Below are 12,356 nucleotides of genomic sequence, written 5' to 3'. Positions count from 1 at the left end.
ATTTCGTGTTCCCGACTCTATCAGACTCTTTCGTGTCCGATTCCCCGTCGGAATTGGGGTTGCTTTGAGGTTTTCGCTTTCGCGTTTCCCTTTCGGCGTGACCCGACTTTATCAGAGATTCTGAAGCCGGATTCCCGCCCCGATCGGGTCTCCCGTGTGGCACACGAGTGTGCCGGGTTCCCCTCAGGCGGAGCCGTAAACCTACTGGAGCGGGGCGCCCCGATGCAAATCGAGGCGCCCCGCTCCGGGTGTACGTCCTGGGGTCGTCAGACCTCGACGACCACGGGGAGGATCATCGGACGCCTGCGGTAGGTGTCCGAGACCCACTTGCCGACCGAGCGGCGGATCAGCTGCTGAAGCTGGTGGGGCTCGACGACGCCGTCCTGGGCGGACCGGTTCAGCGCTTCCTCGATCTTCGAGACCACCGGAGTGAACGCCGAGTCGTCGATACCGGAACCGCGCGCCTGGATGTGCGGGCCGCTGGTGATCTTGCCGCTGCTGGAGTCCACCACCACGTACACCGAGATGATGCCCTCGTCGCCGAGGATGCGGCGGTCCTTCAGGGAGGACTCCGTCACGTCGCCGACCGAGAGGCCGTCCACGTAGACGTAGCCCGCCTGGACCTTGCCGACGATGCGCGCGGTGCCGTCGACCAGGTCGACGACCACGCCGTCCTCGGCGATGACGATGTGGTTCTTCGGCACGCCCGTGAGCGCTCCGAGCTCCGCGTTCGCCCGCAGGTGGCGCCATTCGCCGTGGACCGGCATCAGGTTCTTCGGCTTGCAGATGTTGTAGAAGTACAACAGCTCGCCGGCCGAGGCGTGGCCCGAGACGTGCACCTTGGCATTGCCCTTGTGGACGACGTTGGCGCCCCAGCGGGTCAGGCCGTTGATGACGCGGTAGACCGCGTTCTCGTTGCCCGGGATGAGCGACGACGCGAGGATCACGGTGTCGCCCTGGACGATCCGGATCTGGTGGTCGCGGTTGGCCATGCGGGACAGCGCGGCCATCGGCTCGCCCTGCGAGCCCGTGCAGACCAGGACGACCTCGTCGTCCGGCAGGTCGTCCAGCGTCTTGACGTCGACGACGAGGCCGGCCGGGACCTTCAGGTAGCCGAGGTCGCGCGCGATGCCCATGTTGCGGACCATGGAGCGGCCGACGAAGGCGACCCGGCGGCCGTATTCGTGGGCCGCGTCCAGGATCTGCTGGATGCGGTGCACATGGCTGGCGAAGCTGGCCACGATGATGCGCTTGTCGGCGTTCGCGAAAACGTTGCGCAGGACGTTGGAGATGTCCCGCTCCGGCGGCACGAACCCGGGGACCTCGGCGTTCGTCGAGTCGGACAGGAGGAGGTCGATACCCTCCTCGCTCAGCCGGGCGAAGGCGTGCAGGTCGGTGAGGCGGCCGTCCAGCGGGAGCTGGTCCATCTTGAAGTCGCCGGTGGCGACGGCCATGCCCGCGGGGGTGCGGATGGCGACCGCGAGGGCGTCCGGGATGGAGTGGTTGACCGCGACGAACTCGCAGTCGAAGGGGCCCAGACGCTCGCGGTCGCCCTCGGCGACCTCCAGCGTGTACGGGCGGATGCGGTGCTCCTGGAGCTTGGCCTCGATCAGGGCGAGGGTCAGCTTGGAGCCGATCAGCGGGATGTCCGGCTTCTCGCGAAGCAGGTAGGGCACGCCGCCGATGTGGTCCTCGTGGCCGTGCGTCAGGACGATGCCCTCGATGTCGTCGAGGCGGTCCCGGATCGAGCTGAAGTCCGGCAGGATCAGGTCGACGCCGGGCTGCTCCTCCTCGGGGAAGAGGACGCCGCAGTCGACGATGAGCAGGCGGCCGCCGAACTCGAAGACGGTCATGTTCCGGCCGATCTCGCCGAGACCGCCGAGCGGTGTGACGCGCAGGCCGTTCTTGGGAAGCTTCGGCGGGGTGCCGAGTTCAGGATGCGGATGACTCAAAAGACTCTCCTCACCACACGCGCCACGTACCTGTAGGGCACGTGGCGCGTATGTCATTCGTGCACTTGCTGTTGTGTATGGGTTTTCGCGCGTTTGTCCGGCGCGTATTCAGTTGTGAAGTCTGTGGTTAGAGCTGTACCCCACCGGCTGCCAGATCGAGCGCCAGCTGGCTGGATTCTTCCGGCGTGAGCTCGACCAGGGGCAGGCGCAGCGGCCCCGCGGGGAGGCCCTGGAGGGCGAGGGCCGCCTTGGTGGTGATGACGCCCTGGGTGCGGAACATGCCCGTGTAGACGGGGAGCAGCCGCTGGTGGATCTCGGTGGCCTTGCGTACGTCACCGGCGAGGTAGGCCTCGAGCAGGGCGCGCAGCTCGGGGGTGACGAGGTGGCCGACCACGGAGACGAAGCCGCAGGCGCCGACGGAGAGCAGCGGCAGGTTGAGCATGTCGTCGCCGGAGTACCAGGCGAGGCCGGAGCGGGCGATGGCCCAGCTGGCGCGGCCGAGGTCGCCCTTGGCGTCCTTGTTGGCGACGATCCGGGGGTGCTCGGCGAGCCGGACGAGGGTCTCGGTGTCGATCGGGACGCCGCTGCGGCCGGGGATGTCGTACAGCATCACGGGAAGCTCGGTGGCGTCGGCGATGGCCGAGAAGTGCCGGAACAGGCCCTCTTGTGGGGGCTTGTTGTAGTACGGCGTCACGGCGAGCAGGCCGTGTGCGCCGGAGCGTTCGGCCGTACGGGCGAGTTCGAGGGTGTGCCGCGTGTCGTTGGTGCCGATTCCGGCCACGACGTGGGCCCGGTCTCCGACGGCCTCCAGTACGGCCCGTACGAGCTGGTCTTTCTCCGCGTCGCTGGTGGTCGGGGACTCGCCGGTGGTGCCGTTGACGATCAGTCCGTCGTTGCCTGCGTCGACCAGATGGGCCGCCAGTCGCTGGGCGCCGTCGAGGTCGAGTGCGCCGTCCGCCGTGAAGGGCGTGATCATGGCGGTGAGGACCCGCCCGAAGGGGGTCTGCGGAGTGGAGATCGGAGCCATGGGTAACACGCTACTCGCTGCTCAGCGCCGGGTGCCCCCTCGGGGGCCGGTGGCTGAGGGAGCCCGGCACTGCCTGCTCGGGGGTTCAAGCAGTGCCGGGTCCGTTTGATCAGCCTAGATGAACTTCACGAAACGCCGCAATACGGACACTTTGCGCGGCCTATCCGCACATCTGTGCCGGTATGGGCGCGAAGCCCGGCCGGTCGGTGCGGTTACGGGGCCACCCTGCCGTTGGTGTTGAAGGCCGCGTAGGTGAGCGGCATCAGGCGGGCCCACTCCTCTTCCATCTTCTCGCCGACCATCTCGATCTCCCGCTGCGGGAAGGACGGGACCTTCGCCAGCTCGTGCTGGGTGCGCAGGCCGAGGAAGTGCATCAGCGACCGTGCGTTGCACGTCGCGTACATCGAGGAGAACAGGCCGACCGGGAGCGTGGCACGGGCGACTTCGCGGGCCACGCCGGCCGCCAGCATCTCCTGGTACGCCTCGTAGGAGCGGCGGTAGGAGTCCTCCATGACGCGGGAGGTCAGCTCCTGCTGCTCCGCCGAGCCGTCGACGAACTCGTACTTGCCGGGGCGGCCCTGCTGGACCAGCTTGCGCTCGGCGCCCGGGACGTAGAAGACCGGCTGGAGCTCCCTGTACCGGCCCGACTCCTCGTTGTACGACCAGCCCACGCGGTGCCGCATGAACTCGCGGAAGACGAAGATCGGGGCGCTGATGAAGAAGGTCATCGAGTTGTGCTCGAAGGGGCTGCCGTGCCGGTCCCGCATCAGGTAGTTGATCAGGCCCTTGGAGCGCTCGGGGTCCTTCTGGAGCTCCTCGAGGGACTGCTCGCCCGCCGTGGAGACGCGGGCTGCCCACAGCACGTCCGAGTCGGACGCCGAGTGCTTCACGAGCTCGACGGTGACGTCGCTGCGGAAGCTGGGCTTGAGGTCTGGGGCGGGGGTGTCGGTCACCGGCGGGTCCTTCCAAATTGCGTCGCTCGGGCGGCGCCCACTCTACGGCCCGGCACTGACAACTCCGTCTCTGACGGATCGTCACCATATTCTTCGGCCAATTCGGGGAATTCGGGCACCAATCGGCACGGCTGTGCGTCTGTACCAGTAAGCAGCAATCAGTTCGACAGCCCCTCGAGTTTCCCAGGAGATGTGCCCCCATGTTCCGCCGGCGTGAGCCCGTTCCGTTCGCCTTCGTCGCCGAGGCCGACCGCTACCGCAGCAATGTCGAGCCGCCGCCTCGCGAACGCGCGAGCGCAGGTCAGCTCGTCGGGCGGACGCTGGTCGGGCTCACCGTCATAGCCGGGCTCACCGGTGCGCTGCTCTTCGGGCTGCCCGCCATGGAGAGCCCCCAGTCCCCCGCGCACAGCCAGCAGTCCGAGGCCTCCAACGGCCGCTGACCCGCGCCGAACGCGGCGACGCGCGCCCGGACCCCCGGATGTGGCCGCGCGGTGACCTCCTGGGTAGCCTCACCCCGCACAGCCCAATCGAGCGTGCTTGTGAGTGAGGATCAGTCGTGCCCCTGCCCTTCCTGACGGCCGACCGCGCCATCGACGCATCCGGTGAGTTCTCCGACGAGGTCGCGCTGCCCTTCGACGACCACGACCGCTGGCGGCGGCCCTACCGGCCGGGCCCGTGGCGGGTCGGGGCTGCGGCCGTGCTGCTGCTTCTCGCCTCGTTCGTGCTGCTTGCCGCCGTGATCATCGCGGCCGCCGGGGAGCCGACGGGCGCGCTCGTCGTCCTGTTCATCGCCGTACTCGTGATCGCCTCGTCGCTGCGGCTGCTGCGGGTCGGCGTCTGGGTCAGCCGGGCCGGGCTGCGCCGGGTCGCGTTCTTCACCACCACCACCGTGGCGTGGCCGCGGATCCGGGGCGTACGGACGGTGCAGCAGCCGGTGCGCTGGCTCGGGCTGCCGCGGACCGTGCAGGGACAGGCGCTGATCGCCGAATCGCAGGGCGGCCAGGCACTGCCCGCGCTGCTCACCGACCACAACGCGGACTTCCTGGGGCGCGGCGAGGCCTTCGGCCGGGCCGCCGACCTGGTGGAGGCCTGGGGCGACGAGTACCGCCGCGGCTGACCCGCGGCGCCGCCGTCGAGCGGGATCCGTCGCGCTAGACCCCGGCGGGCTTGTTCTCGTGCAGGGCGATCGCGCGCTGCATCGCCTTGCGGGCCCGCGGGGTGTCACGCGCGTCCTGGTAGGCGATGGCGAGGCGGAACCAGCAGCGCCAGTCGTCCGGCGCGTCCTCCGTCTCCTCCTTGCGGCGGGCGAAGACGGCGTCCGCCGAGTCGCGGTCGATGCGGCCGCCCGCGCCGCGGACCAACTCGTCGACGGGCAGGCCGCCTTCGGCGTCCAGCTCGGCCGCCAGCTTGTTGGCCTTGGTGACGAAGCGGGTGTTCGCCCACAGGAACCAGATGCCGATCAACGGCAGGATCAGCACGGCCACGCCCATGGTGACGGTGATCCAGGTGCCCTGTTCGAGGAGGAGCACGCCGCGGCTGCCGGCCAGGACGAAGTAGAAGACCAGGACGGCGGCCGTGACGAGATAGGTGATTTTTGCGCGCATGAGGCCGACGGTGCCGCTCAGTTGAGGTCGAGGAAGTGTTCCAGGCCGAAGGTGAGGCCCGGAGTGGTCACCACGCGGCGGGCGCCGAGCAGGATGCCCGGCATGAAGCTGCTGTGGTGCAGGGAGTCGTGGCGCACGGTCAGGGTCTCGCCCTCCGCGCCGAGCAGCACTTCCTGGTGGGCCAGGAGGCCGCGCAGCCGGACGGCGTGCACCGGGATGCCGTCCACGTCGGCGCCGCGGGCGCCGTCGAGGGCCGTGGTCGTGGCGTCCGGCGCGGGGCCGACCCCGGCCTCGGCGCGGGCCGCCGCGATCAGCTGGGCGGTGCGGGTCGCGGTGCCGGAGGGGGCGTCGACCTTGTTGGGGTGGTGCAGCTCGACGACCTCGACCGACTCGAAGTACGGGGCCGCGAGCTGCGCGAACTTCATGGTCAGGACGGCGCCGATGGAGAAGTTCGGGGCGATGAGCACGCCGGTCTCCGGGGATGCGGAGAGCCAGCCGTTCAGCTGCGCGAGACGGTCCTCGGTCCAGCCCGTGGTGCCGACGACGGCGTGGATTCCGTGGCGTACACAGAACTCCAGGTTGTCCATCACCGAGGCGGGGGTGGTCAGTTCGACCGCGACCTGGGCGCCCGTCTCAACGAGCGTCTCCAGCTGGTCGCCGCGGCCCAGGGCCGCGACCAGTTCCATGTCCTCGGCGGCTTCCACGGCTCGTACCGCTTCGGAGCCGATCCGGCCCCTGGCACCGAGGACCGCCACGCGCAGCTTGCTCATTCGCTTGATTCCTTAGGGGTTACGAGACCGCTTCGTGGAGGCGGTCGGCCTGCTTGTCCTTCAGCGGGCCGATGACGGACAGCGAGGGACGCTGCCCCAGGACATCACGTGCCACCTCGCGGACGTCGTCCGGGGTGACCTCGGCTATCCGGGTCAGCATGTCGTCGACCGACATCTGCTCGCCCCAGCACAGCTCGCTCTTGCCGATGCGGTTCATCAGCGCGCCGGTGTCCTCCAGGCCCAGGACCGTGGAGCCGGAGAGCTGGCCCACCGCGCGGCCGATCTCGTCGTCCGAGAGGCCCTCGTTCGCGACCCGGTCCAGTTCGTCCCGGCAGATCTTGAGGACGTCGTGGACCTGGCTCGGGCGGCAGCCCGCGTACACGCCGAACAGGCCGCAGTCGGCGAAGCCCGAGGTGTACGAGTACACGCTGTAGGCCAGGCCGCGCTTCTCGCGGACTTCCTGGAACAGCCGGGAGGACATGCCGCCCCCCAGTGCCGTGTTCAGGACGCCCAGCGCCCAGCGGCGCTCGTCGGTGCGGGCCAGGCCCGGCATGCCGAGGACCACGTGGGCCTGTTCCGTGCGGCGGTTCAGCAGTTCCATCCGGCCGGCGGCCTTCAGGGTGCGGGATCCGCTGCGCGGGGTGAGGGGGACGGCGTCCGTGCGGGACAGCGCGCCGGCCTTCTCGAAGGCCTTGCGGACCTGGCGTACGACGGTGGCGTGATCCACGTTGCCGGCGGCCGCGACGACCAGGTGGCGCGGGTCGTAGTGCTTCTTGTAGAAGCGCGAGATCTGCGGCTGGGTCAGGGCGTTGATCGTGTCCACGGTGCCCAGGACCGGGCGGCCGAGGGGAGTGTCGCCGAGCATGGTGTGCGCGAACAGGTCGTGCACGCAGTCGCCCGGGTCGTCCTCGGTCATCGCGATCTCTTCGAGGATCACGCCGCGCTCGGCGTCGACGTCCTCGGCGAGGATCAGCGAGTCCGTCAGCATGTCGCACACGACGTCGATCGCCAGCGGCAGATCGGTGTCGAGCACCCGCGCGTAGTAGCAGGTGTACTCCTTCGCCGTGAAGGCGTTCATCTCCCCGCCGACCGCGTCGAGCGCGGAGGAGATGTCGAGGGCACTGCGCTTCTTGGTGCCCTTGAAGAGGAGGTGCTCCAGGTAGTGCGTCGCGCCGTTCAGCGTCGGCGTCTCGTCGCGCGAACCCACCTGGACCCAGATGCCGAAGGTCGCGGACCGTACGGAGGGAAGGGTTTCGGTGACGACCCTGAGGCCGCCGGGGAGGGTCGTACGGCGGACGGTGCCGATGCCGTTCTGACCCTTCAGAAGCGTTTGGGTACGGGCGACGGCCCGCCCCTCCGAAGAGGGGCGGCCCGTCGTCGCGGAACTACGGGACGTCACTTGGCAGCGTCGTCCTTGTCAGCCTCGGCGGCCTCTTCGCCCTCGATCACGGGGATCAGGGAGAGCTTGCCGCGGGAGTCGATCTCGGCGATCTCGACCTGGACCTTGGAGCCCACGGCCAGGACGTCCTCGACGTTCTCCACCCGCTTGCCACCGGCGAGCTTGCGGATCTGCGAGATGTGCAGCAGACCGTCCTTGCCCGGGAGCAGGGAGACGAAGGCACCGAAGGTGGTGGTCTTGACGACCGTACCCAGGTAGCGCTCGCCGACCTCCGGCATGGTCGGGTTGGCGATGCCGTTGATCGTGGCGCGGGCGGCCTCGGCGGCCGGGCCGTCGGCGGCACCGATGTAGATGGTGCCGTCGTCCTCGATCGTGATCTCGGCGCCGGTGTCCTCCTGGATCTGGTTGATCATCTTGCCCTTGGGGCCGATGACCTCACCGATCTTGTCCACGGGGATCTTGACGGTGATGATCCGCGGGGCGTTGGGGGACATCTCGTCCGGCGTGTCGATCGCTTCCATCATCACGTCGAGGATGTGGAGGCGGGCGTCGCGGGCCTGCTTGAGGGCGGCGGCCAGGACGGAGGCCGGGATGCCGTCGAGCTTGGTGTCGAGCTGGAGCGCGGTGACGAACTCCTTCGTACCGGCGACCTTGAAGTCCATGTCGCCGAACGCGTCCTCGGCACCGAGGATGTCGGTGAGGGCGACGTAGTGCGTCTTGCCGTCGATCTCCTGGGAGATCAGGCCCATGGCGATACCGGCGACGGGGGCCTTGAGCGGCACACCGGCGTTCAGGAGCGACATGGTGGAGGCGCAGACCGAACCCATGGACGTCGAGCCGTTGGAGCCGAGGGCCTCGGACACCTGACGGATCGCGTAGGGGAACTCCTCGCGCGTCGGCAGGACCGGCACGATGGCGCGCTCGGCGAGCGCGCCGTGGCCGATCTCGCGGCGCTTGGGCGAGCCCACGCGGCCGGTCTCGCCGACCGAGTACGGCGGGAAGTTGTAGTTGTGCATGTAGCGCTTGCGGGTCACCGGGGAAAGGGTGTCCAGCTGCTGCTCCATACGGAGCATGTTGAGGGTGGTGACGCCCAGGATCTGGGTCTCGCCACGCTCGAACAGCGCCGAGCCGTGCACGCGCGGGATGGCCTCGACCTCGGCGGCCAGCGTACGGATGTCCGTGATGCCACGGCCGTCGATGCGGACCTTGTCCGTGATGACGCGCTCGCGGACCAGCTTCTTGGTCAGCGCGCGGTACGCGGCGGAGATCTCCTTCTCGCGGCCCTCGAACTGCGGGAGGAGCTTCTCGGCGGCCAGACCCTTGACGCGGTCCAGCTCGGCCTCGCGGTCCTGCTTGCCGGCGATCGTCAGCGCCTGGGCGAGCTCGCCCTTGACGGCGGCGGTGAGCGCCTCCAGGACGTCGTCCTGGTAGTCGAGGAAGATCGGGAACTCGCCGGTCGGCTTGGCAGCCTTGGCGGCCAGGTCGGACTGGGCCTTGCAGAGCACCTTGATGAAGGGCTTCGCGGCGTCCAGACCGGAGGCGACGACCTCCTCGGTCGGCGCCTCGGCGCCGCCCTTGACCAGCTGGATGGTCTTCTCGGTGGCCTCGGCCTCGACCATCATGATCGCGACGTCGCCGTCCTCCAGGACGCGGCCGGCGACCACCATGTCGAAGACGGCGTCCTCGAGCTCGGTGTGCGTCGGGAACGCGACCCACTGGCCGTTGATCAGCGCGACGCGGACGCCGCCGATCGGGCCGGAGAAGGGCAGGCCGGCCAGCTGGGTGGACGCGGACGCGGCGTTGATCGCGACGACGTCGTACAGGTGGTCGGGGTTGAGCGCCATGATCGTGGCGACGACCTGGATCTCGTTGCGCAGGCCCTTCTTGAAGGACGGGCGCAGCGGGCGGTCGATGAGGCGGCAGGTGAGGATCGCGTCCTCGGAGGGCCGGCCCTCGCGGCGGAAGAAGGAGCCGGGGATCTTGCCGGCCGCGTACATCCGCTCCTCGACGTCCACCGTGAGGGGGAAGAAGTCGAGCTGGTCCTTGGGGTTCTTGGACGCGGACGTGGCCGAGAGGACCATCGTGTCGTCGTCCAGGTACGCCACGGCGGAGCCGGCGGCCTGCTTGGCCAGGCGGCCCGTCTCGAAGCGGATGGTGCGGGTGCCGAAGGAGCCGTTGTCGATGACGGCCTCGGCGTAGTGGGTCTCGTTCTCCACTAGCGTTTTCTCCATTTGCTTGTCGTCTTTTCGCCCCCGGGCCCGTGTGGCGCGGGGACGGTGGGGTGACGGCGGAGAAGCGCTCCTGAGGGCGGGCCGGTCTTCGATCGAAGCACCCGGTCTTCCTTGCGTTCCGGGGGCCACTACCGAGGACCGGCGGCGGGGAGGAGGGCTTCTGCTCGCTCGTCGCGGTGAAGCGTCTTCGGTGAAGCTTGTTCTGTTGTGCGTACCAGACTACTGAGCGTTCGGTACGTCTCGCATGTACAGCAAAGGGAGCGGCCCCCTAATAGGTGGGAACCGCTCCCTCGACAGCATGCTTACTTGGCGCCGCCGGCCGCACCGCGGCGGATGCCCAGGCGGTCGACCAGCGTACGGAAGCGCTGGATGTCCTTCTTGGCCAGGTACTGCAGAAGGCGGCGGCGCTGGCCGACGAGGATCAGCAGGCCACGACGGGAGTGGTGGTCGTGCTTGTGCGTCTTGAGGTGCTCCGTCAGGTCCGAGATACGGCGCGAGAGCATGGCGACCTGGACCTCGGGGGAGCCGGTGTCGCCCTCCTTCTGACCGAACTCGGACATGATCTGCTTCTTCGTAGCGGCGTCGAGCGGCACGCTTACTCCTCAGTATTGTTCGAAGCGCCCACGAGTGCCCCTGGTCTTGATCTCAGAGGAGCTTCCGTGACTCGGAGGCGAAGGTCCGATGAGCGCAGCTTCCAGATGATCCGGAAACGCGTACACAAACGGCCGTCACACAGCGTACCAGTACCCCGGGTGGCGGTTGACCCGCGGTGAGCGGGGGCGGGCTCAGCTGGTCAGGGCGCGGGCCCGGGCGTACACGTCGAAGACGGCCAGGGTCAGCGGCAGCAGCGTGAGCAGGACGAATCCCTCGGCGATCTCCAGGAAGCGGCCCCAGAACGGGGTGACGCCCCGGTTCGGCACGATCAGCGCGATCGCGGTGACCAGCGCGCCGGCGGCGGCGATCGCGGCGACCAGCCACAGGGTGCGGATGTCCAGGGCCGCGGTGTCGCCCTTGAGGGCGTCGGCCATCAGGCCGCGCGGCGCGTTGATGCACAGGCCGAGGCCGAGCAGGACGAGTGAGCCGAGGCCGGCGGTCAGGGTGGCGGCGACCTGGGCGGTGTAGCGGAAGAGGTGGGCGCGCATCAGCAGGGCGACGCCGGTGGCCAGGGCGAGCAGGCGGCCCCAGTGGTTGTCGCCGAAGCCGAGCACCGCGGAGCCCGCGACGGCCAGCAGGGCGCAGCCGCCGACGAGGCCGACGAGCAGTTCGTGGCCGCGCCGGGCCTGGGCGGCGATGCGCTCGGCGTCGACGGGCTGCGGGTCCACGTCCTCGCCGAGGTCGCGCTGGGAGGAGTGCGGCGCGTCGAAGCCGATGGGCAGCCGGGCGAAGCGCATGGAAAGGCCGGGCAGGAAGGCGAGCGCGCCGACGGCGAGCTGGGTGCAGACCGCGGCGGTCTCGGTGGGCGTCATGCCGGTCAGGATCGAGACGAACACGACGAGCGCGCCGACCGCGGAGGCGAGCACGAAGGCGACGAAGGGGCCGTCGCCGCGGGGCGAGAGCAGGGTGAGCACGAGGGAGGCGATCAGGACGGCCGCGCAGGCGAGCAGCATCTGGAGCCGGCCGGTGCCGTGGTGGGCGGCGAGCGGGAGCAGCCCGGAGCCGGCCACCGCGATGTTGGGCAGCGAGCCGAGGCCGAGGGCGACGGCGGAGAGCTGGTCGTCGTAGATCCGGGCGCGTACGGCCGCGAGGGTGAGCAGGAGCACACCGGCGACGGCGGCGAGGATGCCGGGCAGGCCGTGCATGTCGTGGCGCGGGTCGCCGGTCCAGGCCGCGAAGGCGAGCAGCGCGGGCAGCACGCCGCCGCCGATGAGGCCGGCGGCGCGGGTCAGCTCCGTGTTCCACAGGGTGCGGTCCTGGGTGACCGCGGAGGCGACGGCCTCGGACACGTCGTCGAAGACGGCGGGGGGCAGCGACTCGGAGAAGGGGCGCAGGGTGAGCAGCTCGCCGTCGAGGATCGACTGGGCGGCGAACGAGCGGGCGCTGTCGAGGACGGTGCCGTCGCGGCGCACCAGCGAGTAGCCGACCGGGGCGCCCTCTTCGGGGCTCTGCTGGGAGAGCCGCAGGATCTCGGGGTAGATGTCGGCGACCGGGATGTCGTCGGGCAGCGCCACGTCGATGCGGCCGTCCGGCGCGACGATCGTCACCCGGCAGAAGCCGAGGCCCGCCCCGCTTGTCTGGCCGGGCCGGTTCGGCTCGGCGGCCGTCGTCGCGGTGGTCGTCGTGCTCACCCTCGGCTCCCCCTTCGCTGGCTTCACTGGTTGCGCTCGCGGTGTCCGGTCGCCCGGTGCCGGGCCGTCCGCCCGTCGCGTCAATTGCCCGGTTTTCTTCGCTCTGTTCGCGGGTGCTTACGCGAACAGACGGCA

At 69.6% G+C, this 12,356-nt stretch carries 11 protein-coding genes; 2 read left to right on the top strand and 9 right to left on the bottom strand.

Annotated features, from left to right (window positions below; all coding sequences use genetic code 11):
- Positions 1-266 precede the first annotated feature (266 nt).
- The 3 genes from ABD346_RS36325 to thyX all read right to left on the bottom strand — a co-directional run bounded on the left by ABD346_RS36325 (position 267) and on the right by thyX (position 3,932).
- Complete coding sequence (locus ABD346_RS36325) at positions 267-1,952, bottom strand: ribonuclease J (RefSeq protein ID WP_344380585.1); 1,686 nt, start codon at positions 1,950-1,952, stop codon at positions 267-269.
- A 127-nt stretch (positions 1,953-2,079) separates the two neighbouring features.
- Complete coding sequence (gene dapA, locus ABD346_RS36320; protein ID WP_344380584.1) at positions 2,080-2,979, bottom strand: 4-hydroxy-tetrahydrodipicolinate synthase; 900 nt, start codon at positions 2,977-2,979, stop codon at positions 2,080-2,082.
- A gap of 212 nt (positions 2,980-3,191) precedes the next feature.
- Positions 3,192-3,932: an FAD-dependent thymidylate synthase gene (gene thyX, locus ABD346_RS36315; protein WP_189970729.1), complete on the bottom strand. Its 741-nt coding sequence runs from the start codon at positions 3,930-3,932 to the stop codon at positions 3,192-3,194.
- Between the two features lie 200 nt (positions 3,933-4,132).
- Here thyX and ABD346_RS36310 point away from each other — a divergent pair, with 200 nt between their 5' ends.
- Positions 4,133-4,372, top strand: a complete 240-nt coding sequence (locus ABD346_RS36310; protein ID WP_053728979.1) for a hypothetical protein — start codon at positions 4,133-4,135, stop codon at positions 4,370-4,372.
- 116 nt (positions 4,373-4,488) lie between these two features.
- Positions 4,489-5,049: a hypothetical protein gene (locus tag ABD346_RS36305; protein WP_344380583.1), complete on the top strand. Its 561-nt coding sequence runs from the start codon at positions 4,489-4,491 to the stop codon at positions 5,047-5,049.
- A gap of 34 nt (positions 5,050-5,083) precedes the next feature.
- Here ABD346_RS36305 and ABD346_RS36300 read toward each other — a convergent pair whose 3' ends face one another.
- The 6 genes from ABD346_RS36300 to eccD form a co-directional block, all read right to left on the bottom strand.
- Entirely contained in the window at positions 5,084-5,536 is a 453-nt protein-coding gene (locus tag ABD346_RS36300) for a tetratricopeptide repeat protein (protein WP_344380582.1), read from the bottom strand.
- 17 nt (positions 5,537-5,553) lie between these two features.
- Complete coding sequence (gene dapB / locus ABD346_RS36295) at positions 5,554-6,306, bottom strand: 4-hydroxy-tetrahydrodipicolinate reductase (protein WP_344380581.1); 753 nt, start codon at positions 6,304-6,306, stop codon at positions 5,554-5,556.
- Positions 6,307-6,325: 19 nt separating this feature from the next.
- Positions 6,326-7,705, bottom strand: coding sequence for a M16 family metallopeptidase (locus ABD346_RS36290; RefSeq protein WP_344380580.1), 1,380 nt, complete (start codon positions 7,703-7,705; stop codon positions 6,326-6,328).
- Complete coding sequence (locus tag ABD346_RS36285) at positions 7,702-9,921, bottom strand: polyribonucleotide nucleotidyltransferase (RefSeq protein ID WP_344380586.1); 2,220 nt, start codon at positions 9,919-9,921, stop codon at positions 7,702-7,704. The genes ABD346_RS36290 and ABD346_RS36285 overlap by 4 nt, the downstream gene beginning before the upstream one ends.
- 317 nt (positions 9,922-10,238) lie before the next feature.
- On the bottom strand, positions 10,239-10,529 hold the full coding sequence (gene rpsO, locus ABD346_RS36280) for a 30S ribosomal protein S15 (RefSeq protein WP_053728973.1): 291 nt from the start codon (positions 10,527-10,529) through the stop codon (positions 10,239-10,241).
- A gap of 192 nt (positions 10,530-10,721) precedes the next feature.
- The gene (gene eccD / locus ABD346_RS36275) at positions 10,722-12,221 is read right to left on the bottom strand and encodes a type VII secretion integral membrane protein EccD (protein WP_344380579.1); all 1,500 of its coding nucleotides are present in this window, start codon (positions 12,219-12,221) and stop codon (positions 10,722-10,724) included.
- Positions 12,222-12,356: the final 135 nt, after the last annotated feature.

Origin of the sequence: Streptomyces mauvecolor, from assembly GCF_039532965.1 — a bacterium.
Taxonomy (GTDB): Bacteria; Actinomycetota; Actinomycetes; order Streptomycetales; family Streptomycetaceae; genus Streptomyces; species Streptomyces violascens.
This window is presented reverse-complemented; position numbering and strand designations above follow the sequence as displayed.